The organism is Thermostichus sp. OS-CIW-30 (assembly GCF_054060215.1).
In genome coordinates this window covers 107791-130894 of record NZ_JBSSCZ010000003.1, presented here as the reverse complement: position 1 = coordinate 130894, position 23104 = coordinate 107791, and the positions used below count along the sequence as shown (strand labels likewise).

General features: G+C 59.7%; 16 protein-coding genes. 8 read left to right on the top strand and 8 right to left on the bottom strand.

Features of this window, described 5'->3' with window-relative positions; genetic code table 11:
* Positions 1–210 precede the first annotated feature (210 nt).
* The 4 genes from rpsF (at position 211) to ACVWZF_RS02245 (ending at position 2442) form a co-directional block, all read left to right on the top strand.
* On the top strand, positions 211–501 hold the full coding sequence (gene rpsF / locus ACVWZF_RS02260; protein WP_011433268.1) for a 30S ribosomal protein S6: 291 nt from the start codon (positions 211–213) through the stop codon (positions 499–501).
* Positions 502–574: 73 nt separating this feature from the next.
* Complete coding sequence (locus tag ACVWZF_RS02255; RefSeq protein ID WP_011433267.1) at positions 575–973, top strand: single-stranded DNA-binding protein; 399 nt, start codon at positions 575–577, stop codon at positions 971–973.
* Positions 974–1000: 27 nt separating this feature from the next.
* Complete coding sequence (locus tag ACVWZF_RS02250; protein WP_041436537.1) at positions 1001–1699, top strand: M14 family zinc carboxypeptidase; 699 nt, start codon at positions 1001–1003, stop codon at positions 1697–1699.
* A gap of 209 nt (positions 1700–1908) precedes the next feature.
* The gene (locus tag ACVWZF_RS02245; RefSeq protein WP_041436534.1) at positions 1909–2442 is read left to right on the top strand and encodes a universal stress protein; all 534 of its coding nucleotides are present in this window, start codon (positions 1909–1911) and stop codon (positions 2440–2442) included.
* A 4-nt stretch (positions 2443–2446) separates the two neighbouring features.
* Here ACVWZF_RS02245 and ACVWZF_RS02240 read toward each other — a convergent pair whose 3' ends face one another.
* The 5 genes from ACVWZF_RS02240 to purM form a co-directional block, all read right to left on the bottom strand.
* Positions 2447–3931: a DUF4340 domain-containing protein gene (locus ACVWZF_RS02240; protein WP_457410716.1), complete on the bottom strand. Its 1485-nt coding sequence runs from the start codon at positions 3929–3931 to the stop codon at positions 2447–2449.
* Positions 3932–3949: 18 nt separating this feature from the next.
* Positions 3950–5509, bottom strand: a complete 1560-nt coding sequence (locus tag ACVWZF_RS02235; RefSeq protein WP_457410714.1) for a GldG family protein — start codon at positions 5507–5509, stop codon at positions 3950–3952.
* Between the two features lie 47 nt (positions 5510–5556).
* Positions 5557–6342: an ABC transporter permease gene (locus tag ACVWZF_RS02230; RefSeq protein WP_011433262.1), complete on the bottom strand. Its 786-nt coding sequence runs from the start codon at positions 6340–6342 to the stop codon at positions 5557–5559.
* Positions 6339–7349: an ABC transporter ATP-binding protein gene (locus ACVWZF_RS02225; RefSeq protein ID WP_011433261.1), complete on the bottom strand. Its 1011-nt coding sequence runs from the start codon at positions 7347–7349 to the stop codon at positions 6339–6341. The genes ACVWZF_RS02230 and ACVWZF_RS02225 overlap by 4 nt, the downstream gene beginning before the upstream one ends.
* A gap of 215 nt (positions 7350–7564) precedes the next feature.
* Positions 7565–8629: a phosphoribosylformylglycinamidine cyclo-ligase gene (gene purM / locus ACVWZF_RS02220; RefSeq protein WP_457410712.1), complete on the bottom strand. Its 1065-nt coding sequence runs from the start codon at positions 8627–8629 to the stop codon at positions 7565–7567.
* 144 nt (positions 8630–8773) lie between these two features.
* Between purM and ACVWZF_RS02215 the strand changes: the two genes are divergently transcribed.
* Positions 8774–9952 (top strand): septal ring lytic transglycosylase RlpA family protein, encoded by a 1179-nt coding sequence (locus tag ACVWZF_RS02215; RefSeq protein ID WP_457410710.1) that lies wholly within the window; start codon positions 8774–8776, stop codon positions 9950–9952.
* Here the strand turns inward: ACVWZF_RS02215 and ACVWZF_RS02210 are convergent, their stop codons facing one another.
* The 3 genes from ACVWZF_RS02210 to ACVWZF_RS02200 form a co-directional block, all read right to left on the bottom strand.
* Complete coding sequence (locus ACVWZF_RS02210; protein ID WP_457410708.1) at positions 9953–10963, bottom strand: response regulator; 1011 nt, start codon at positions 10961–10963, stop codon at positions 9953–9955.
* Complete coding sequence (locus ACVWZF_RS02205) at positions 10960–14028, bottom strand: PAS domain S-box protein (RefSeq protein ID WP_457410706.1); 3069 nt, start codon at positions 14026–14028, stop codon at positions 10960–10962. Before ACVWZF_RS02205 ends, ACVWZF_RS02210 begins: the two co-directional genes overlap by 4 nt.
* Positions 14029–14186: 158 nt before the next feature.
* Entirely contained in the window at positions 14187–15185 is a 999-nt protein-coding gene (locus ACVWZF_RS02200) for a ribose-phosphate pyrophosphokinase (protein ID WP_011433256.1), read from the bottom strand.
* 119 nt (positions 15186–15304) lie between these two features.
* Between ACVWZF_RS02200 and ACVWZF_RS02195 the strand changes: the two genes are divergently transcribed.
* From ACVWZF_RS02195 to rodA, 3 genes are all read left to right on the top strand, one after another.
* Entirely contained in the window at positions 15305–16828 is a 1524-nt protein-coding gene (locus ACVWZF_RS02195) for an ABC transporter ATP-binding protein (protein ID WP_011433255.1), read from the top strand.
* 131 nt (positions 16829–16959) lie between these two features.
* Positions 16960–21669 (top strand): NINE protein, encoded by a 4710-nt coding sequence (locus ACVWZF_RS02190; RefSeq protein WP_457410704.1) that lies wholly within the window; start codon positions 16960–16962, stop codon positions 21667–21669.
* Positions 21670–21759: 90 nt separating this feature from the next.
* On the top strand, positions 21760–23070 hold the full coding sequence (gene rodA, locus ACVWZF_RS02185) for a rod shape-determining protein RodA (RefSeq protein WP_011433253.1): 1311 nt from the start codon (positions 21760–21762) through the stop codon (positions 23068–23070).
* The last annotated feature ends 34 nt before the right edge of the window (positions 23071–23104 follow it).

The following is a 23104-nucleotide window of genomic DNA, read 5'->3' as shown; positions in this document are numbered from 1 at the left end:
GTCTTGGCCGGGCCAACCAGCGGCCAATGAAGCAATCCCTATTGTATCGGACAATGGATCCCCTCTTGTGAGCAGCCTCACCTGCATTTGCCGCTGCGGCCAGAGTATGGAGGTGTGGGGATTGAGCCGCGGCCTTTTCGGTTGTGGGAAAGAAAAGCTAGTATAGTCCACTGCGTCTCTACCACTGGATTCTAAGGAGAACTTGCTTCCATGCCCCGCGCTTACGAAACGATGCTGATTGTGCGTCCTGATCTGTCAGATGAACCCCTCGAACAACTGCTCAGCAGTCAGGAGGCAATCCTGCGAGAGAACGGAGTAACCCACGTGGAGATTACCAATAGGGGCAAGCGCCGCTTTGCCGGGTTTGAGATGAAAAAGTTCAAGGAAGGTCTGTACATCCAGTTCAACTACGAAGCCGAACCCAATGCGGTGGCTGCCTGGGAGAAAAACCTGCGCATCAACGAGAGTGTGCTGCGCCACATGACTCTCCGCGTCGGCTAGGTTTGACGGCATCCTGGCCTGCGGGCATGATGGAAGTGCCCTGAGCTGCCCCTTATCCCTGGATGGCTCCGTTATGAACTCGATTGTGTTGATGGGCGAGGTTCTGTCTGAGCCAGAGCTGCGCTACACCCTTGATAACTTAGCTGTTGCGTCCTTGGTGATTGGCTTTCCCAGCTTGCGCCCGGATGAGCCGCCCTACCGGGTGCGCGTTTCCTCTTTTGGAGAACTGGCCAAAAGGGTGGTGGACACCTGCCATGTGGGCGACCAAATCACAGTGGAAGGCCAACTGCACATGAATGTGGTGGAGCGAGATGGGCGCAAGGAAAAGCTGGCCGAGATCACCGCGCGCCGTGTCCATCAGCTGGGATCCGCTCGCGTCCTCTCTCTGACGGGGATGGGTGAACCGGCAACTGGGGAATCCTCTGAAGGGGATGTCCCTTCCCCACCAGATCCCAACGATATCCCGTTCTAGAGGTTGTGAGATTTGTCGGGATCCCCCATGTCTCAAAAACTTGGCGAACCCTTGGGATCCCTGCAGGTCATCGGCTACTCGGTGCAGGGACGTCCTATTCACCTTTGGCAGCTCACCCAAGGGAGCCGCTCCTTGCTGCTGCTCGGCGGGGTACATGGGGATGAGGTGGAGGGCTATGCCCTGATCGAGCGCTATGTGGCTTCTGGGAAATGGGGATCCCTGGCCGGGAAAGCGACCCTATGGGCAATCCCTCGCTTGAACCCGGATGGCTGTGCCCTGGGGCAACGGCTCAATGCCAACGGTGTGGATCTCAACCGCAATCTGCCCACCCAAGATTGGATCCCGGCCTCTTTGGAAGCTCGCTATCCGCCCGGATCGGCCCCAGGCTCCGAGCCCGAAACGCAAGTGTTGTTGACGAGTTTGGCCCGGATTCAGCCCCAGTTTATCCTTTCTGCCCACTCCTGCCAGGCGCACCCCTGCGTGAACTACAACGGCCCTGCCCTTGAGCTGGCCCAGGTGATGGCCGCTTGCAACGGCTTGCCCATTACCGCCGACATTGGCTACCCTACCCCTGGTTCTCTGGGCACTTGGGCAGGGCAGGAACGGCGGATCCCAACCCTAACGCTGGAAATCCTGCGGGGCACTCCCCTCGATCAAGTCTGGCAAGAGCAGGCCGAGGCGCTGCAGGCGGTGTTGGAGTGGGCAGCCCAAGGCGATGCCTTCTGACCGGTGTCAAGATCTCTGAACTTTCGTTGCCAATCTGCCTAGTTCGTTCAAGATATCTGGGGTTTTCTCGCCCAAATCTTCTACAACACAGATAGGTGGGGCAGAGCAGAGGGGAGCTTGGAGTCGAGGGAAAAGGGGTCAGAGGTCAACCCCGAAGTCACGCTGCTTCTGCCTTGTGCCCCGCTGTTAGCCATCTGGAGGAAGCCAATATGTTCAGCAGGATTTTGGTGGCAGTGGATCGGTCGGAGCTGAGCCAGGGAGTATTTCAAAAGGCCGTCCAAGTGGCCAAGGCCATGCAGGCGCAGATGATGATTCTCCATGTTCTGTCTCAGGAAGAGCCGGGCGCCCCAGAGCCGCCGATGATCCTGGGGGTAGATTACAGCTCCACCATCAGCGCCGAGCTGTGGCAGTCCTACCGGGAGCAATGTGCCATCTTCGAGCAAAACCAGATGGACTACCTGCGCTCGCTGGTGGAGAAAGCCGCTGAGCACGGGATCCGCGCTGAGTACACCCTCAACTACGGCAACCCCGGTCGGGTCATCTGCGATCTGGCCCGCTCTTGGGATGCGGACTTGGTGGTGGTGGGCCGCCGCGGCCACTCCGGCCTGAGCGAGCTGTTTCTGGGCAGCGTCAGCAACTACGTGCTGCACCGCGCCCCCTGCTCGGTGTTGACGATACAAGGGGAAGCCCTGAAAAAAGAAGCCCAAACTGCGGAGGAGAAGACAGCTACCTCTGCTGGCTAAGGCTCTAGGAACTCGGGGGCGAGGGGGTGGAAGGCGGTTGCGTGAGTGGGGCGGAGTCCTTGCTCTCCGGCTGGCCTTCCAAGAGGCGATTCACTTCGGTTTCCAGGCTGTTGAAGGTGCTCAGCTCGATCACGGCAATGTCCGGCTGGCGGCTGCTTTGCACATAGGCCCGCAAGCCAGAGGCGGCCAAGCTCAGGGCCAAGGGATCCTGCTCGGCGTCGGGTTTGGGCTCAAAGGTCAGCCGTAGGTCGGGCTCAGACAACACCCTTTGGGCTTCCGCGTCGGCCTGTTCCACAAACTCCTTGGCGCGGGCAGCATTTAGGCTGGAGAACAGAGAGCCGAGATCCACAGGCTGGCCCGGTCGCTCCGGGTTTTCCCAGCGCAGCTCCAAGGATCCCTTCTCTGAAGGCCGAGGGGTGAGGGTGACCTTTTCCCCTTGGGATTCTAAGGTGACTTGGCCCACTTGGTTGGCGTTGAGGCGGGCAATGCGGTGATCCCGCAGCTCTTCCAAGTCGGAGCGGAGAATATCGGCGGTGCTGGTGAGCAGGGTGGCCACTGCCGGGTGCTCAGAGGTGATGACGTACACCTGGCCATCTTTCTCCGATCCCAAAGCGACCTTCAGGGTTTTGCCGCCCTCCAGCTCTACCGTCAGCCGGGCGGAAGGCTGCTCCAAGCCATAGGGGGCTAGATCCGTCTGGGTCTCGGCGGGGAACTCCACGGCCTGCAGGCGGGCCAGAGTATTGAGCAAGCGGTTGACGTTGATCTCATCGGCAGGCAGCTCGCGGGGCTGGACAATCTGCCAAGTAAAGTGCTCCGCACCGCTGGCGCGAACGTCTTGCCGCTGCAGGCGAACAACTTCCGGCTCCGCCTCTGCCAACTGCACTTGCAGGGCTTTCACCTCGGCTGTATCAAACTGAAGCAAAGTCTTGTCCCGCAAAGCCAAGAGAGAGGGCAACAGGGATCCCTTCTGGGCACTGCTTAGAAGCACCACCTGTCCCCCTTCGGGCTGGGCGTAGAAGCCGGAGCCATCGAAGTTGTCGTTGCCGATGGCTAGGCGGTAGGGATCCCCTTCTTTGGGGAAAAGGGCGATTTGGTGTCGCGGCTGATCCAGGCCAAAAGCGGCCAGGTCAGTGACCCCCTCCAGAGTGATTTGGGGGGTGAGGCGGGAGAAGGTGTTGAGCAACTGCTCAATGGGGAAGTCCAGCGCCGCTGACTGAATGGGACTGACAATCCGCCAGCGGGATCCCTCTTCTTCCGGAGTGCGCTCCAAAAGGATTTCCAAGTGCTCCGCACCGCTGCCGCGAACGGGTTCCCCCTCTTTCTGTTGGCGGATTTCAATGCGGGCAATGGTATCGGTGGCAAAATGGAACAGCCGCGCTCGCTCCGCCTGTTGCTCCTGGCGCAGTTGCTGGATGTTGTCCAAGAGGAAGTAGCCCAGCAAACAGGCCACCGCCAAACCCAGGAGAATCCAGGTGGTTCGCTTGAACATGCCTGCTTTCCTCCAGCTCTACCGTCTTTGCCACCACAGGGCAGCTCCGGAACCCAGGGCCGCCAAGGGCAAAAGGACCGTCGATCCCAGCACCAGCCAGCGGAAGTTTTGACCGGTCAGGGTGAGACGGCGATCCGTGATGGATTTGGGGCGGATGGAGATCTGCTCCGTTTGCTCAGTCAGCCAGTTGAGGGTGTTCAAGAAGAGATCCCGGTTGCCCTGCTGCCGCAAGTTGCCGTTGAGGGCGAAGTTGACATTGCCGATCACCACCAGGCGGGCCTCCTGCGGGGATCCTGTGTCGGCCTGGTCGGCGTCCAAACGGCGGGTTAAAGCAACACCCAAGGTGAGGGGGCCGGGCTTGTCCTGATCCGGATCGAATTGCAGGGGGCCACTTTCCAGGTCAGGACTGGTCTCCCCCCAGCTTTGCGGGTTGGTGCGCAGCAAGGGCGTGGCTTGGATCCCTTCGCGGGCTTCGGTTTCCACAGAGCGGGCCAGGGGGAACAGGGTCATTAGCCGCTGGGCCGCCAAGGGGGCGGTGATGGGGTGATCCCCGTAGGTAGTAACCAGGGCAACCGCCGGCCCTGTCCCCAACAGTTGGCTGACGCTGCTCACCTCAATGAGGATGTCATCCCCCAAGACCACGCCCCACTCTTCCAGCAAGGGATCCAGGCCAGCCTCCACCCGCGGCCCGATCAGCAACAGCAGCCGTCCGCCTTTCGCCAGATAATCCTGCAGTTTCTCCACCTCGCCGGGGAACAAAGCCCGCTGTGGCCCCGCCAGCACCAGGACATCCGCCTCTTCTGGGATCCCCGATTGCACCAAGTTGAGGGGCTCTACCCGATAGCCTTCCTGACCCAGGGCTGCCGCCGCCTGGGCCAGAGTTGGAGTACCTTCCCTCGCTTCCAGCCCCACTTCCCCGTGCCCTTGCACGAAATAGGCCAGCAACTCCCCTCGGTTGACCACTTTGGACAGGACGGGGGTCAGTTTGCTCTCCAGCTCAGGGGCAGGGGGCTGAGGCAGTTGTTGCCGGCTTTCTCCGGCCTCCACCACCAGGGTGTTGTTCTGGGTCACCTGCAGCCGCTGAATGGTCAAGGGATCCCGATTAGGATCCACAAACTCAAACTGGAAGCGGTTGGGGTTGAGGCGGCGATAGCGCTCCAGTTGTTCCCGCAAGTTGGGATCCGGCGCAGTGGTGACCACCCAAACTTTGACCGGTTGCACCAATCCCTGCACCAATTGCCGGGTTTGGGGCGACAGGGTAAACAGGCCCTCCTCGGTGAGATCCAGCCGCAGGTCGTAGCGCACCGCCACCACATTCACCAGCACTAGAATGACGGCCATCGCCGCCACCGCCACCAGGATGTTGGCGTTGGTCTGGGTGGAACGCAGACCGAGGAAGACCCCCACCTCCTGCCGGTGGGTGATGCCCCAAACCACCAGCAGGGCCAAACCTGTTGCCAGCATGCTCAGGGGCACAGCCGTCCAACCGGTAAAGGCGGATCCCACCACCAGGCCGATGGCGATGACGCCAATGCCCAGGATCCCTGTCCAGTCCTTTAACGCGCGCCAGTCCTTCATAATGCTCCGCACCGCTGCCGCGAACACCGCACTCCTCCCATCTGACCTCAGCTCTGTTGCCAGCGCAGGCTTTCCACCGATTGCACCGTGGCAAACAGCCCCAGGACGATGATGCTCAAGAAAAGAATGAGGCTGCTGCTGCTGAGGATCCCTTGCACCCAGTTGCTATATTGCTGCAGCAAAGACACATGCCGCAGCGTTGCAGCAATCCAGTTTTCCTCCTGGCCGGCTGCCGCGTCGATCACCCAGAGCAACAAAATCAAGCCAAAGGTGGCCACTGCTGCGATGAGGGTGCTGTCTGTCAGAGAAGAGATAAACAACCCCAAGGCCATAACGCTACCCGCCAGCAGGGTTAGGCCCACATAACCCATCAGGGTCAGGCGGTAGTCCACTGCCGGGTTGGCGCTGCTCAGCACCAGCACATGGTAGACCAGCGGCGGCAGCAGCAGCGTGATGAAAAACACCCAGACCGCCAACCATTTGCCCAGGGCCACCTCCAAGTTGGTGATGGGAGAAGTAGCCAGCAGCTCCATCGTGCCTCGCCGCCGCTCCTCGGCATAGGAGCTCATGGTGAAGATGGGCAATAGAAATAAGGAGAGGGTGCCCAAGAGGTTGAGAAACTGCTGCGACAGGATGGTGGCCGCGTCGAAATTGTTCTCCTGGCCGAACTGGGCGAAAAGATCCACCTGCTGAGAAAAGCTGATCACCCGCACCAGAATATTAAAGAAGAAAAACCCCGCCAGTCCCCAAAACACCGCGGCCACCACATAGGCAATGGGGGAGGTGAAGTAGCCGCGCAGCTCTTTGCGAAAAATGGCAACCACTCCGTTCATGCCGCTTCCTCCAGTAGGCCCTCGGATCCCTCTTGCGTAGTGAGCTGCAGGAAAATCTCTTCCAAAGAAGCCTGCGGGCGGCCTATCTCGTAGAGGTCGATCCCTGCCTGCACCAGCACCCTGGCCACCTCCGGGATCCAGCCGTCCGCGGCAGCGTTGCTCTTGAGCTGCACCTGCCAGCGGGAGAGATCCGCCGCCAAGGGCTGTAGGCTCACCACCTCCACTTGGGGCAAAGGCTGCAGGGCCGTCCGGATGGCCATTGCCTCGGTTGCCCCCACCACCAGCTTTGCCTGCTGCCGATCCTGGAGCTGGGCTGTCAGCTCGGCAGGCGTGCCAATGGCCGCCACCTGGCCGCGGTTGATGATCACCACTCGGTCGCAGGTCATGCTCACCTCGGGCAGGATGTGGGTGGAGAGGATGATGGTGTGCTCCCCCGCCAGGCTCTTGATGAGCTTGCGCACCTCGATAATCTGCTTGGGATCCAGCCCAATGGTGGGCTCATCCAGGATGATCACCGGCGGGTCGTGAACCAGAGCTTGGGCGATGCCCACCCGCTGCTTAAACCCCTTGGAGAGCTTGCGGATGAGGGTGTGGCGCTTTTCTTCCAGGCTGCACCGCCGGATCGCCTCGTCCACCCGCCTGGGCCGATCGCCAGCGCTGACCCGCTTGATCTGGGCCACAAAGTGCAGGTACGCCTCCACCGTCATGTCGGGGTAGAGGGGTGGGTTTTCCGGCAGATAGCCAATGCGCTGCCGCACCGCCATCGAGTTTTCGTGAACATCAAACCCGGCCACCCGCGCCGTCCCCTCGCTGGCAGGCAGATACCCCGCCAAAATGCGCATGGATGTGGTCTTGCCGGCTCCGTTCGGCCCCAAAAAACCCATGATCTCGCCGGCGTTCACCTGGAAGGAAACATCGCGGATGGCAGTGAAGCTGCCGTAGGTTTTGCTCAGATGCTCAACTTCGATGGCACCCGCGGTTGCACGAGCAGTGGGTAAACCTGTCATCAGCAACTCCTAACCTAGAGGGTCAGCAGCGATTAGCAAACGGTCCAAGGCCGAGTTACCCCTATTCCCAAAGAGGACAAATGTCGGGAAGCAGGCTCGGGCAAGAAGGCGGGCAACAGCGCTGAGGCCACATGCCAACTTAGCATAGCGACGGCGAGGATGAGTCGAGGGAACTGGGATCCCTTTCCCCCTTTTGGTGGGGATCCATCGGTTGGCTAGTCGGCAGGGCTTGTGAGGGATCCCCACTGTTCCAGTCCCAGAACGCGGCTTTCCCCTGGACAGGCCGCCACCACCTCCCCAATGGGGAAGGCTTCGGGGAGCAGGGATCTCACCTGATTTTCCGCCTCAGGGGGGATCACCAGCACATAGCCCACCCCCAGGTTGAAGGTGCGGAACATCTCCAAGGTCTCCACCTGGCCCTGTTCTTGGAGCCAGAGAAACTCCTGTGGGACGGGCCAGCTATGGGGCTGCAGCCGCGCCGCCTGGTTGGGGGCCAAACAGCGGGGCAAGTTTTCCGGGATCCCGCCGCCAGTGATGTGGGCCATGCCGTGGAGGGGAACACCGGCTGACTGCAGCCGCTGCACCGCCTGGACATAGATGCGGGTGGGGGTGAGGAATACTTCCGCCAAAGGCCGATCCCAGCCGGGTGGCCGGTGATCCCAGCGCCAACCCCGGTCGGCCACAATCCGCCGCACCAAGCTGTAGCCGTTGCTGTGTAGGCCGCTGCTGGGCAAAGCCAACAACCGATCCCCAAGCTGTACCCGCGACCCATCCAGAATGGCCGCCTTCTCCACAATTCCCACACAAAACCCGGCCAGGTCGTACTTCCCAGAGGGATAAAACCCCGGCATCTCCGCCGTTTCCCCGCCCAGCAGTTGGCAGCCCGCTTCCTGGCAGCCCGCCAAGATGCCATCGATCACCTGCCACAGGGCTTCCGGCTCCAGCTTGCCGGTGGCCACATAGTCCAAGAAAAACAGCGGCCGGGCCCCCACCGTCAGCACATCGTTGGCACACATCGCCACCAGATCGACGCCCACCCCCTGGTGCTGACCCCACTGCTGGGCAATGTCCAGCTTTGTCCCCACCCCATCGGTGCCCGCCACCAACACCGGCGCTTGATACCCCGTCGGCAGCTCAAACAGACCGGCAAAGCCGCCGATGCCGCCCAAGGTTCCTGAAGAACCTGAGGACGGAATTTGAATCCGTTCAACGCGCTCGCGGATCCCCCTGACAAAGGCGTGGCCCAGATCGATGTCAACCCCTGCTGAGCGGTAGTCCAAAATGCCAAAATCCCTTATGCTATCAAGACTTGAGCTCCTGTGTCCGACCGTACAAACGGGTCAACTCAGAAACCTATGGTACATTAACTTCTGTTTTAACCGTCGCACTGGAAGTTGTACGAGATTGGAGAGGAGCGCGGCCTCATGCGAAATTGGAAACAGCTTGGACAGGGACTGGATCCCGCCCGCAAAATGGGCTTGGTCAGCTGTCTCTGTGTCACGGCTTTGGGCTTGCCGGCAGGCATGTTGGGCAGCTTCGCCCCGCGAGCACAAGCCTCAACGCGAACCGGATCCCTGAGCACCCGAGCAGCGGAGCTGTCATCTGACTCCCAATTGCCCTCCCCGGCCACCGACCTCGTTCCCCCTTCCCAACCCGCCACTGCTGCCGCAGCCCCAGTCAGAACGCTGCCGAGAACCCCCCAAACCCCTATCTCCGGCCACGAGGGTCTTGCCCCTGCCAAACTGGGTACCCTGAACTTGGATCATCCCTTGAACCGATCTCGCCAGGCGATCCTGCCCCGTCGAGCAGAAGAACCCATTCTCAAGATCGGCGAGCAACGGCAGCAAACCAGCCAGCCCATCTCCACCCTCTACGACTATCAGATGGACGGGCAACAGGTGGTTACTGTCTATGTGCGGGATCTGCCCATTGTCAGTTTTGTCGAGCACCCTAGGCTAGAACCACCGCTGATGCGGGCCAGCGCCCTTGTGGCCCAGCTCAACCAAATGGCCCAGGGATCCCTGAAAGACACCACCATCACCTTAGGTTGGGCAGGTTTGGAATTGGCCGAACAAGGCTTGGGTGTTCCTCTCTACACCATTCAGGTCAACAACAAGGAATTGCTGCGCATCGACGATGGAGTGCTGTTGATCGACAACCAGCGCCCGGTGGATGTGGCTGTTTTGGCTGCCAATCGTCTCCGCCGTCTGCTGCTCGATGCCCCGCCCATTTCAGCTCCGGCCCTGCCTCAACCGGCTGCTCTGACCGCCAAAGCCGCTGTTGCAGGTTCCAAGCCGAAAACAGCCCCTCAACAGGAACCCGCCCCTGTCCGCGTGGTTGGGCCTGTGCAAGAGGGCATTGCTTCTTGGTATGACCTGCACCCAACCCGCCATGAGATGACGGCTGCCCACCCCACCCTGCCCTTTGGCACCGAGGTACGGGTGACCAACCTGAAAAACGGACGCCAGGCTGTCGTGCGCATCAACGATCGCGGCCCTTTTATCCCCGGTCGGATCATCGACCTTTCCCTGCGGGCGGCAGAGGTGTTGGGGATGGTGCGCTCGGGGCTGGCACCTGTGCGGGTGGAAGTGGTGCAACGCTAGCTAGGGCACGGGTGAAAAGCGCTTGGAATCGGGGGAATAGCGCCAAGAAATGCCCTCGGGATCCCGGCTGCGGCTCCACTCCGGAAACCCGGTTTTGAATTTCCAATAGGTAATGGCGGAAACCACCACCCCCAAACGTTCCGCCAACTGAGTCTGGTTGAGGGGGCGCAGCGGTGCCCGTGGCGCTGTGGCGGCAGTGGGGCTGGGTGTGGGGGCAGAGCCTGCCGACTCTTGGGGGGCCGTGGCTGCAGGGGTGGGCGCTTCCTCCTCCAACCGGTGACTACGGCTGGGCTCCTGGGGACGCAGCAGGCTGAACTGGCTCAACAGGCCAACATTTTCCAGGTTTAAAAGATTTTCCAGGTTAGAGGTTTGGTGGATCAGCTCCAGCTCACGGCGAAACTCATCCTCCAGCACCTGCAGATAGTGCTCCCGCTTCTGCTCCGACTCGGCATCTTTGAGCAGCCCCAAGGCAAAGCTGAGGTTCGAGAGGGGCTCGCTCAGATCCTGCAAGAATTTCTTGAACAGAGTGCCCTTCACGTCCGTGAACTGCTGCAACTGCTGCAGTTTTTGCCGCAGCTCCTCGATTCTTTTCTCTTCCAGCTTGCGGTTCTCAAGGCTCTGGCGGTGGTTGTGCAGGGCAATTTCAATGGTGGTGTAGAGTTCCCGCTCTTTGAAAGGCTTGATGATGTAGCCGAAGGGCCGGGTCTCCTTGACGCGGGAGAGGGTGTCTTCGTCGGCGTAGGCCGTCAGATGCACCACCGGAATGTTGAAGCGCTCGGTGATCCGCTTGGCGGCTTCTATGCCATCGATATCGCCTTTTAGGACGATATCCATCAAGACCAAGTCCACCGGCATCTCTTCCAGCCTTCGGATCGCTTCTTCCCCGGAAGAAGCAATGGCGGGCACAGCGTAGCCAAATTTTTTCAGAACGTTGGCAATGTCCTTGGCGATGATCTTCTCGTCTTCGACGACCAGGATACTGCCTTTGACAAGGGGTGGAACTCTCTTCAAGGCTCGCTCCTCGGAAAGGTAATGATGAAGGTGGTACCCGGTTTGCTCCTCAATTGTATCTTGCCCTGTAGCTGATCGGTGAGGGTTGCAACCAGTTGTAAACCCAGAGATTGAGTTTCCTTGAAGTCAAAGTTCGGGGGCAAGCCAATGCCATTGTCGGAGACTCGCAACTGAGTATATTTGCGGGTTTGGCTGAAATGAATCTCTATCTCCCCGCTGCGGCCCTTCGGGAAGGCATACTTGAGGCTGTTGGTCACCAACTCGTTGATGATCAGGCCACACAAGACCGCATCGTCCAGGTTGAGGCGGATCCCTTCGGCGCGGATGTTGGCGCGAATGCTCTCGGGGTTTACCCCGTAAGAGTGAAAGAGGTTGGAGATCAAATTGTGTAGGTACTGCTTGAGATCCACAGCGGCCAGATTGTTGGATTGGTACAAACCTTCGTGGATCAAAGACATGGCTTGAATACGGCTGCCGGCATCCTTAAAAACGCGGGCGTACTTGCGGCTTTTGATTTGGTCAGCTTGGAGCCGCAGCAGGCTGGAGATGATTTGCAGGTTGTTTTTGACGCGGTGGTGAATCTCCCGCAGCAGGACTTCTTTTTCCTGAAGGGCAGCTTGGATCTGCAGCTTTGCCCGTTTTTCTTCGGTAATGTCTTCGCAAATGCCGATGATGAAGAGGTTTTTGCCCTCGGGATCCCGGACTGCAGAGACTGCCAGGCGGCACCAAACCACCTTTCCGCTGCGGTGGATGTAGCGTTTTTCCAGGTGGTAGCGATCCCGTTGGCCGTTCAAAACCTCCTGGAAGAGTTGCCAATCTTCCTGAATGTCCTCGGGATGGGTGAGGTCGCAGAAGCTCATGTGGGTCAGTTCGGCAGCGCTATAGCCCAAGATCTCTTCCAGAGCGGGGTTCACTTTTAGGTAATGGCCCCGATGATCGACGATGGAAATGCCCAGGGCTGACTGCTGGAAGATGCCCCGTAAACTCAGCTCACTTTGGCGAAGGGCTGCCTCGGCTTGCTTGCGCTCGGTAATGTCCAAAATCTGGCTTAGAAAGTAGCTGGGATCCCCTTGGGCCGTGCGCACCAGGGTGATGCGAAGAATGGCATAGACTATTTGGCCGTTCTTGTGGATGTAGCGTTGTTCCTGTTCGCACTGATGCACCTGGCCGGCCAGCAGGCGGTTGCTGTTTTCCAGAGTGGTGGCGATGTCGTCGGGATGGGTGATGTCGAGGACGGTTTTCCCTTTGAGATCCTCCAGGGTGTAGCCCAGGGTTTCGGTAAAAGCGGCGTTGATTTGCAAATAGGTGCCATCCACGTGGGTCATGGCCTTGGCAATGGGGGCCCATTCAAAGGATTGGCGGAAGCGTTCTTCACTTTCTTTGAGGGCAATTTCTGCCTCCACGCGGGCGCTGATGTCGATCACCTGGTTGAGAAACTGGGTGGGCTGTCCTTCCTCGTCGGTGAGCAGGGTGGCCTGAAACAGCACATGAACAACCTGGCCGGAACGGTGGGTGTAGCGAATCTGGCGCTGGCTGACAGAGACCTTCCCTGCCAGCAAAGCCTCATTGGCCCCCAGCAGTGGGTTGACATCTTCGGGGTGGAGAATGTCCAGTTGTTGCCGATGTTTCAATTCTTCGGGGGTGTAGCCGACAATCTGGGCAAAGGCATCGTTGACCTGGATAAATCGCCCCTGCAAGTCCACAAGGGCAATTCCATTGGGGGCCAGCTCAAAAATCTGCCGAAAATGGTTGGCGCTTTGTTGCCAGGCTTGCTCTATACGACGCCGTTCGGCTTCCAGTTGCTTGGACTCAGTGATGTCTTCGACGATCCCTGCCACCCGATAGATTTTGCCCTCTTTGTCGGCGATGGGAAAGGTGCGTTCCCGCAGCCAAATCAGGCGGCCATCGGTGCGATAAATGCGGAAGACGACATCGGTGGATTTGCCCTCCGATTGGGCTTTGAGGATGGTGGGGAACAACCAGCGATCGTCGGGGTGGATCTGGCGCATCCAGGCTTGGGGGTTGGCGTAAGCCTCTTCGGCGGAAAGGCCCCAAAGGGCTTCGCAGGCTGGGCTGACGTAGATCAGCTCTTTGCTGTAGAGTGTTGTGATCCAAAACAGTTGCTGCGTATTCTCTGCCAGTTGCAGAAAACGATGCTCGCTCTCTCGGCGGGCTTCTTCCAATTGTTGTTGTCGTTCTTTAAGTTGACGGGATGCTGTGATGTCAGTAACAAATCCTTCAAAATAGAGGGGATCCCCTTGGTCGTTGTAGATGGTACGGGCATTTAAAGAAATCCAAATTAGCCTGCCATCTTTGCAGCAGACTTGGTGTTCAAAATTCACAACTTGACCTTCTCTCAGCATGCGCTGGATGAATTCGGCTCGTTGCTCCGGATCGCTATAGATTTGGGTGCCAATATCGGAGACGTTGTGCATCAAATCCTCAGGGGATTCGTAGCCGAAAATATGGGCCAAGGCCGGGTTGGCAACCAGATATTTGCCCTCTAGGGTGGTTTGAAAAATGCCTTCGACGGCGTTCTCGAAGATCTGCTGGTAGCGGGCAGCAGTGCTGCGGCTGTCCTGCAGTTGGGATTGGAGCTGCTCGAGGGTTTGCCGATGCTCCTGGGCCTGGAGAAGGATTTGCTTCAGGCTGAGGGCAACGAGGTCAATCTGTTCCCGTTCAAAGGAACTCAGTTGGCGAGGATGGCAGTCAAGCAGGTGCAGATCGGCCAACCGGATCCCCTGCTCAGTCTGCAAGAGGAAGGATTCATGAAAAGGCCATTGCTCAGCCCCAGGACTGGCATTGAGGTTGAAGGGTTCGCCGGCTGGGATCCCTTGCGGATCCCGGTAGAGGATCCCTTTTGAAGACGAGTGGGGATCCGATCCCGGCTGATCCAGTTCCAGATAGACCAAGGGCACTTTCAGCAGTTGACCCAGTAATTGCAACAGCGGGTACAGCGCTGTACCCAGTTCGGTTTGAAGGGACTGCCCTTCCCTGGGAGCAGTCCGCGGGAAAGCAAAACCGTGCACAACGGATCTTGGCGAGCGAGAAATGGGAGGTGACATGGGAAAACCTGGCCGAGGAGCTGGCTCAACCCAGTCCATCACGACAGATCGGGGGTGCCTGGTTGGGCTGATCTCCACAGGGAAAAGGAGCAGGCGCACCCATTCTGCACCCACTCTACTCTAGCGATACTCTGGAGAAACTTACTTTGAAACTTACTTTAGTGAAACATGCTGCTGACGGAGCTATCTTCATGGATGCGCCAGATCGCTTCCCCCAGCACATTGGCTACCGAGAGAACGGTTAACTCGGGAAAGTGCTGCTCTGGAGGGATAGGGATGGTGTTGGTGACGATCACCTCTTCAAACAGGCCACCCCGCAGGCGTTGAATGGCCGGCTCAGAAAAAACAGGATGAATGGCGCAGGCATAAACCGCTTTGGCTCCCAGCTTGCGCAGCAATTTTGCCCCTTCCGAGATGGTGCCTGCGGTATCGATCATGTCATCCACAAGGATGGCAGTTTTCCCCCGCACATCCCCAATCAGATTCATGACTTCCACATCGTTGTGGGCTTGGCGGCGCTTGTCAATGATTGCCAGAGGGGCTTCCTTGAGTTTTTTGGCAAAGGCACGGGCACGAGCCACGCCCCCCACATCGGGAGAGACGACCACAATGTCTTCGTCGAGCAAGCCCTTTTCCTTGAGGTAAGCCTGTAATACCGGCTGGGCGTAGACATGGTCGAGGGGAATGTCGAAGTAGCCTTGAATCTGGGCCGAGTGCAGATCCATAGCCAGCACGCGATGAGCTCCCGCCTGGGTAATCATGTTGGCCACCAGCTTGGCGGTGATCGCTTCTCGGCCTGCCGTTTTGCGGTCGGCGCGAGCGTAGCCGTAGTAGGGCAAGACAGCGGTGATCTGCCGGGCAGAGGCGCGGCGACAGGCGTCAATAATGACCAGCAGTTCCATTAGGTGGTCGTTGACGGGGCGGCAGGTGGGCTGCACCAAGTAGACATCGGCACCCCGGATCGACTCTTGGATTTGGATGTACAGCTCGCCATCGGCAAAGCGCTTGCGCAACATCGGGCCCAGATCCATGCCCAGGTAACGCGCTACCTCCTGAGCCAGAGCCGGGTTGGCGCTGCCTGAGAAGATTTTGAGGCGGTTGCTATCCGAGATGGGTGGCAGGGGAGAAGGGCGGAGAAGAGGGGCAGGGCGAACCACAGATCGATGCTGAACTCGTCCGTAGCCAACGCCTAACGGCGAGCTGTCGCTATCGTAGCACCAGCACTTGCAACCTCAGCAACTGTATTCTTGGGGATTTTCTGGGGAGGCAGGTTACTATGAGCAGAATGAAGGTCGAGCTGCTGCACATCCACAAGCGTTTTGGGGCGGTACAGGCGAACCGCGATGTGTCCTTACGGGTGGAGGCGGGCACGATCCACGGCCTGCTTGGGGAGAATGGGGCCGGCAAAAGTACCTTGGTCAAAATCCTGAGCGGCTTTCTGCGCTGTGATCAGGGGGAGATTTGGATTGATGGGCAACCGGTTCGCATCGACAGCCCTGCAGCAGCCATTCGCCTGGGCATTGGCATGTTGCACCAGGATCCCTTGGATTTTCCTTCTCTGACGGTACTGGAAAACTTTATTGCCGGGCAACGAGGGCGCTTGGGCTTGGGGCTGCGGGAAAGCCGAAGACGTCTCGAGAAAGCCTGTGAAGAGTTTGGTTTTAATCTCAACCCCGATGGAGCCATCGGCAGTTTGACGGTGGGGGAACGGCAACAACTGGAAATGCTGCGGTTGCTTTCCCTGGGGATCAACACCTTGATTTTGGATGAGCCAACGACGGGCATTTCTGCAGCGCAAAAAGATCTTCTGTTCGCGGCTCTGAGAAGGTTGGCGGAGCAGGGCAAATCGGTGATCTTCGTCTCCCACAAGCTGGCCGATGTGGAGTGCCTTTGCGATCGGGTGACGGTGATGCGGCAGGGGGAGGTGGTGGGGGAGCTGCCTGTTAGAGGTGAGGACATTGCCCTGCTGGAACAGCGGTTGATCGATTGGATGTTCGGGCGGGAGTTGGCACCCCCGGCTCGGCCCCATTCTCCGCAAAGGAGGGCGGATCCCCTGTTGGAGTTGCGCTCTCTGGTGGTGCGGCATGAGCCGTTTGCCTTGGCTTTGCCAGATCTGGCGGTGCAGCCGGGGGAAGTGATTGGGTTGGCCGGTTTGGAAGGCAGTGGGCAACGCTCTTTCCTGCTCACCTGTGCAGGGTTGTTGCCGCCCAGGCGTGGCCGGATTCTGTTGGGGGGGCAGGAGATGACAGGCCGTCCTTACGGCGACTATCTGCGCTGTGGGGTGGGGTTTTCTCCGGCGGATCGGCTGCGGGAAGGGCTGATCCCCGGCTTAACCTTGCAGGAGCATTTTGCCCTCCAGCAGCAGGATCCCTGGATCAACTGGGCTCTGGCCCGTCAGCAGGCCCAAGCGGCCATTGAACACTTCAGCATTCGCGGTCACCCCTACAGCCGGGTGGAGCAACTCTCGGGGGGCAACCAGCAGCGCAGCCAGTTGGCTCTCTTGCCCACACCCCTGAGTCTTTTGCTGATGGAGCACCCAACGCGAGGGTTGGACATTGAGTCGGCGCTGTGGGTCTGGGGGCAATTGCTGGAACGCACCCAAGCGGGTACGGTTATTCTTTTTGCCTCGGCGGATTTGGACGAGATCCTGCAGTACAGCGACCGAGTGATGGTGTTCAGCGGCGGACAGGTCTCGGAGCCCATTCCGGCGGCGGAGCTCACCGTTTCACGCCTGGGGCAGATGATGACACTCCCCGTCACCAACAGCAGCGAGATTCCAGGGATCCCAACTGAGGTTTAGAGGGCTGGTCGCATCAGCAGGAACTGACACTCTGCCGCAGCAGGAGAAGGATTTGAGAACGGCATGGCAACCGGCTAGAGCAAGGCTTAGAGTAGCAGTAGCCCCAAGCCTTTTGCTCAAGGAATCTGGCCATGGGATCCCAGGATCACCTCTTGCCTCCAGGAGCAGAGGAGCTGCAATCTGACCGCTCGCCCTCCTCGGAGCAAGTCCTTTTGGAGCTCACCGTTCGGGGATCCCGGCAGCAGGTGTTGCGAGGTTTGCGAGCTTGGCTGGAGCTGGGCTTACTGACCCCAGAGCACTTTCGCCTGCTGGTGGAGCAGTATCGGCTGGAGGCGGAGGAGAGAGAAGCAAGGCCAGGGGCAGTTTCCCCTGGCGACGAGATCCCGGCCCGTCTTGGCTCGGCCTACGTGCTGTGGCTTTTAGGTTTACTTGGCATTTGTGGCTTGCACCGTTTTTATCTGGGCCGCTGGGGCACGGGGCTGCTCTGGCTGCTTACTTTTGGGCTGCTGGGGATCGGACAGCTCCTGGATTTGATTTGGATCCCAGGGATGGTGCGAGAAAGAAATGCTCGCCTGGCCGGATCTGGGGTTGAGGAACCTGCGGTCGAGGGGGGAGAAGAGCCCCAAGCTGCCCCTCAACCTGTTCGCGCCAGCGGTGCGGAGCACTATCGCGCTACTCGGACGGAGTCCTTGTCCCCCTCTCCCCCGGCACTGGCTGTTTTGCTGCGGAACTTGCTGTCCGAGCTAAGCGTGACTTGGCTGTTGCTGCTGGGCCTGTTTTTGGTGGTGGTGTCCTCGGGGGTGCTGGCGGCCAGCCACTGGGAGCAATTTTCTCCAACTGCTCAGTATGGGGTGCTCTTGGCCTATACGGCGGCTTTTGGGGTAGGTGCTGGATGGATCCAACGGCAGGAAGGGCTGCGTCTAACCGGTCAAACCTTGGAGGCTATTGCCCTGCTGCTGGTGCCGGTGAACGTGTGGGCCCTGGATGGGCTGGGGATCCTTTGGGGGATCCGCATCCTGGCGCTGGGCTTGCTGCTGGGGATCCCGTTGACGGCTGAGGGTCGGGTGCGCTCGCTGGGTTCAGGTGCCGGCTTTCGCGACAGCGGTGTGGAGCCCAATGCCTTTTCCAATGCCTTTTACGGAACCTTGGTGAACTTTTTGGCCCTCTCTGGCTTGCACGCTTTCTGGAGCTTGGGGCCGCAGGAGCTTCGCCCTGCTTTTGTCCTGGGGATCCTGTATCTGGGGATCCTCAGCACCGTGATTTACACCTGGAGCCGCCGGTCTCGGGAATTACGGGGCTCCAAGATCTGGCTAATCGGGGCTGCCGGATCCCTGTTAATCCTACGGGGGCTGCTGTCTGGGCATGTCCAAGTGCCGCAGTTGGGGTTGGCGGTGGCCCTGTTGGGTTGGCTAGCAGCGGAATGGCCCCAGGGATCCCCGCACATCGTAGCAGAAGGCGCTCAGGAGGGGATGCTCTCCCGCTGGTGGGAGGGGAGCTGGGTGCTGTTGGTGGTGGGCTGGCTGCTGGCTGCCATTGGCTTGGCGGAGAGCCCTTTCAGCGGCTGGCAGTTGCTGGGGATTAGCCTGCTGGGGATCCATGTCTTAATCGGGCGCTTGCGCCGACACACCCAGTCGCCCCAGCGGGACGAAGTCCTTAGGGTGCATTTGACGTTGCTGTTCTTGCTGGGCCTGGAAACTTGCTGGGCTTTTTGGCAGGTGTGGCCAGCAAGCTGGCAGCAAGAGGTTGTAGCTACAGTAACCAACTGGTTTCAGCCCCTTGATTCCCCTTGGGGCTTGCTGGGGTTGGCGCTGCTGCCCTACGAGGTGCTGTGGCTGGGGTTGGCGGCCCGCTGGCAGAGGAGCGGTCCAGAAGCCGGTGAGACAGGCTTTTCTAGGCTGGTAGAACCAACAGAGCGCTTGGTTTTGGGGCTAGGGGGATCCCTGCTGCTCTTGAGCCTTCCCTATCCGGCCATTCGCTTTTGGCACTTGCTTTTGAGCGCCGGGATCCTGGCCTGGTGGCTACAACAAAAGTCCAGATCAGGAGAAACTCCCAACTTTCTTTGGGTACTCCTGACCCACGCCTACGGAGTGGGGGCACTGCTGGCCGGGATCCGCTGGCTTTTGCCCGACTTGTTCGCGCCAGCGGTGCGGAGCACTAGCCTGTCCAGTTGGGGAGTGGTTCTGCTGCTGGTGGGCCTATTGGAATGGGCAGGGCGGGTGGCTCTGGGTGGGTCAGGGCGCTTTTGGGGATTGCCCGTGGGGCTGTGGCAGCGAAGTGCAGATGGCATAGGGTCGGTGTTGGTGGGATCCAGCTACTTGGCGTTTTTGCTGCAACGGCTCCCCGAGTTGTCTGCGACGGGTGAACAATCCTTTGGCTGGCTGTGGCTGCTGGTGCCTCTTGTTTTGACGGCAGCTCAGGTATTGGCCCTGCCTCCCCTGGAGTTCATGCCCCGCTGGCTGCAGAGCCCAGAGCAAGGGGGATTGGGATCCCTTTCCTGGCGGCAGGGGATCCCGGAGCGCGGGTCTTTGCGTTTCCCGGCAGTTCTCTCCCTTTTGCTGGCCCAGTTACTCACCTTTGGAAGGCCGGGGGTTGAGTTTCTGGGTCTGGGCTTGGGGTTGCTGCTGATGGCCACTCAGGTGTGGGTGTGGGCCTCTTTCCCCTCCGCCGACCATGAGCTCCACACCGCCAACGCAGTTGTTCCAGCAGAGGTGCTGTTGACAGTGACGTTTGGCTGGGGGTTCGGTCTGGTGGGAATCCATCGGCTGTTCCCCGCTTTAACGGAGTCAGAATGGCTGACGGCCTTGGGGGTGCTGCTGTTGTTCGCGACAGCGGTGCGGAGCACTAGCGGCTGTCGCTACAGCCTAGGGACTCCGTTCCACTACCTCTCTCCCCGCCTTCGGGCAGCTTACCGACCGGTGCTGGATGGCTTTGGCTTTCTGCTGGGGATCGTACTTTTACTTGCCCTAACGTTGCAGACATTGCAGCCAGAAGCAGGTCGCATCGGTGGTGGAAAGTACCTGGATTCCCCAGTGGCTCTGACCCTGGCCTCTGGGACTGTCCTGGTGGCCATTGTTTTGCGGCTTTGGGTGGAAGTGGCTCCCGCTTTTTATCGCGACGGCGGTGTCCATCCTGCTGGCTTGGAGAGCGAAAGCCCGTCTCCTTCCAGGGCGGAGGATGTCTCAACTGGCGGCAGCGGTCAGGAGGCTTCGTCGGCCATCTCATGGTCTGTAATGGAGGGGCTGTCCTATGGGCTGATCTGGGCTTTGGAGCTGTTGGTGGCCAGCAGCCTCTTGTGGGTGGTGCAGGGATCCCGTCCTGTTGCCCCTCTGCTTGCCGTCATCAATCTGAGCCTGGGGATCCTCTTTTGGATTGGGCCGGAGAAACTCCTCTTTGAGCGGCCCGATCGCGCTGGTGGGACGGAGTCCTCAGGGGGACAACTCCTGCAGCGGGTCAAGGCTCTGAGTTGCTGGGGGACAGCGCCGCTGATCTATGCCGGCTTGGGCTGGCTGGGATCCCATGCCCAGTGGAGTGAGGTAACGGGCTTGGGCAGCTTAGGTCTCTCCATCGTGTTGCTGGGCCTGGGGCGTCGACAGGCGGTCCAACGGGCGCAAGAGCAAGGCCGGGAAGACCTCCGTCCTGCCAACTGGAAAGGGCTCCTGGGCGCTTGGGGCGTGTCTGTGGCCGCCTACGAGAGCTGGGTTTACTTCCTCAGCCAGCGAACTGGGGGATCCCTGGCAAATGGGTTGGTGTTGATCGCTCTGTTAGGGCTGAGCTTGGCCTGGGGCTACGGCTTTTGTCCCCCTTGGCTGGCGGCGACCCTGCAGCTTAAAAGAGCTGGGTTGCGCTGGATGGCCTTGGCCAACTGGGCTCTGGCCAGCCTTGTCCTCTGGTCTGCCCTTTTCGATCCTCGCCTCAGCCGTTGGGGACAGCTCCTCTGGGTGCTGACGGGATCCGGCCTGGTGGCCTATGCCGCCGGACAGGCGAGAACCTCAACTCTAGAATCTCCAACAGAGCAAAATTGGGTGCCAACGGTCTGGGGTTACCTCAGTGCATGGCAAGGAGCTGGGGTTCTGCTGGGCGGTGTGTTCCTGGGGCTGCCGCAGCTATCCATAGCGCGATGGGCCGGATCCCTGCTCTGTGGGCTGGGGCTGGTTTACCACGGCTTGCCCTGGCGACGGTGGGGCTGGCCGGCGGCTCCTTGGCAGAATACAGCCCTGGTGCTGCCCCTGGCCGCTTTTCTGGTAACCGCGGGAGGAAATAACACCCTTAATCTGCTGCTGGGGGCAACCTACTATGCCCTGCTGGCTATCTGGAGATCCCAAGTGCGCCTGGGCTATGTCAGCCTGTTCTTGAGCAACTGGATCCTGTGGAATTACGGCTGGCATCAGGATTGGGCTTCCCTGACGTTCTATGCCCTGCCCCTGGTGGGATCCCTGCTCTATGTGGCCCAGGTGGATCCGGGATTACAGGAAACCAACGGACGGCGGGGGCGGCATTGGCTGCGGCTGGTTTCCTTGGGCACATGGCTGCTGGTGGTGCTGGTGGAAACTCACGGGCAACGGTGGACGGGCTTTTGGCCGGTAGGGTTGGGTTTGGCCTTGGGTCTGCTGGGCTTGGCCTTGCGGGTAAGAGCCTATCTCTTCGTGGGCACGCTGGCCTTTGGGCTGGGGATCCTGCGGCAGGGATGGCTGTTGGTAACAACTGATGCGCTGCTGCTCTGGGCCACTGGGATCCTGCTGGGCCTGCTTCTGATTTGGACGGCAGCCAATCTTGAAAGGCGTCGAGAAGAGGTGGGATCCCGCCTCTCCGCTTGGCTAGGGCAACTGCAGAGCTGGGAATAGCTCCCCCAGTGGGAGAGGGGTCGAGAGTGAGCCAGTGGGGCAAGGGGCATGTCAAACTGGTGCTGGCCTTGCTTTGGAGGATGGGGTCTATTGCTGGGCAACGTTGACCCAAAGGTGTCTTCTCAGCCTAGGTGGAAAAAGCTTCTGCGGCAGATCTTGGCTCCTTGGCGCGAGTTCGATGGCATGTTGCTGGCCACGGTGCTGGCCTTGACAGGCATCGGCATTCTTGCCATCCGCAGCGCAGTCTGGGAGCGGCCCATCAGCCACTATTGGCTGCAGCAGTTGATCATGGCCGGGATCAGCCTGGTGTTTTTGGGAATGGTAGCCCGGATCCCGTATGAGCGGCTTTTGCGCTGGCACTGGTTCACCTACTTCCTGACCTTGGCAGGTTTAATTGCAGTGCTCTTTTTCGGCACGGCGGGGGGAGGGGCGGAGCGCTGGCTCTCCATCGCTGGCTTTCAGGTGCAGCCTTCTGAGTTTGCCAAGCTGGGGGTAATTGTTACCCTGGCTGCTCTCCTGCACCACTGGCCGATCAAGTACTTCAGCCAGATTTGGGTGGCCGTTGCCGTCATTGCTCCTCCCTGGATCTTGATTTTCCTGCAGCCCAACCTGGGCACTGCCCTGGTGTTTGTGGTGATTGTGCTGGTCATGCTCTACTGGGCCGGAGCCAAGGGCAGTTGGATCCTCTTGCTTTTGTCGCCGGGGGTGGGAGCCATTCTCTATGGCTTACACACTCGCCCAGAGCTGAGCTGGATGCTTTGGGTTTGGCTGCTCTGGTGTCTGGGAATGGCGGGGTTGGCTGCTTGGCGTCTCCCCTGGCAGTGGACGGGGGCCGTAACTTTTGGGGTAATCAACCTGCTCTCGGGGCAGTTGGGTCAGCTAGCTTGGCACCTTCTCAAGCCCTATCAGCGGCGGCGGCTGGAGATTTTTATCGATCCCATGCAAGAGCCCTGGGGAGCCGGCTATCACCTCATTCAATCCCGCATTGCCATCGGAGCCGGCGGCCTCTGGGGCCGCGGTATCCAGCAGGGCACCCAAACCCAGCTGGACTTCATCCCCGAACAGCACACGGATTTTATTTTCTCCGCCATTGGGGAAGAGATGGGCTTTGTGGGCACCCTGACGGTGCTGATCCTGTTCTGGATCCTGTGTGCGCGGCTGATCTGGATTGCCCAAGGGGCCAAGGACAATTTTGGATCCCTGATTGCCATTGGGGTGCTGGCGATGATCCTCTTTCAGGCGGTGGTGAACATCAGCATGACCATCGGCCTGGCCCCGATTACCGGCTTGCCTTTGCCTTTTCTAAGTTATGGCCGCTCGGCTCTACTGACCAATTTTCTGGCCATTGGCTTGGTGGAATCGGTGGTGATGCACCGCCAGCGTACTAGTCTTTTCAAGTAGGCAGGCTCAATTTGCCTCCAGCGGGTTTGGCCTC

Excerpts from the sequence above, each read along its gene's own strand:
- rpsF (WP_011433268.1), top strand. The coding sequence starts at position 211 with ATGCCCCGCGCTTACGAAACGATGCTGATTGTGCGTCCTGATCTGTCA.
- ACVWZF_RS02255 (WP_011433267.1), top strand. The coding sequence starts at position 575 with ATGAACTCGATTGTGTTGATGGGCGAGGTTCTGTCTGAGCCAGAGCTG.
- ACVWZF_RS02250 (WP_041436537.1), top strand. The coding sequence starts at position 1,001 with ATGTCTCAAAAACTTGGCGAACCCTTGGGATCCCTGCAGGTCATCGGC.
- ACVWZF_RS02245 (WP_041436534.1), top strand. The coding sequence starts at position 1,909 with ATGTTCAGCAGGATTTTGGTGGCAGTGGATCGGTCGGAGCTGAGCCAG.
- ACVWZF_RS02240 (WP_457410716.1), bottom strand. The coding sequence starts at position 3,931 with ATGTTCAAGCGAACCACCTGGATTCTCCTGGGTTTGGCGGTGGCCTGT.
- ACVWZF_RS02235 (WP_457410714.1), bottom strand. The coding sequence starts at position 5,509 with ATGAAGGACTGGCGCGCGTTAAAGGACTGGACAGGGATCCTGGGCATT.
- ACVWZF_RS02230 (WP_011433262.1), bottom strand. The coding sequence starts at position 6,342 with ATGAACGGAGTGGTTGCCATTTTTCGCAAAGAGCTGCGCGGCTACTTC.
- ACVWZF_RS02225 (WP_011433261.1), bottom strand. The coding sequence starts at position 7,349 with ATGACAGGTTTACCCACTGCTCGTGCAACCGCGGGTGCCATCGAAGTT.
- ACVWZF_RS02215 (WP_457410710.1), top strand. The coding sequence starts at position 8,774 with ATGCGAAATTGGAAACAGCTTGGACAGGGACTGGATCCCGCCCGCAAA.
- ACVWZF_RS02205 (WP_457410706.1), bottom strand. The coding sequence starts at position 14,028 with ATGTCACCTCCCATTTCTCGCTCGCCAAGATCCGTTGTGCACGGTTTT.
- ACVWZF_RS02195 (WP_011433255.1), top strand. The coding sequence starts at position 15,305 with ATGAGCAGAATGAAGGTCGAGCTGCTGCACATCCACAAGCGTTTTGGG.
- ACVWZF_RS02190 (WP_457410704.1), top strand. The coding sequence starts at position 16,960 with ATGGGATCCCAGGATCACCTCTTGCCTCCAGGAGCAGAGGAGCTGCAA.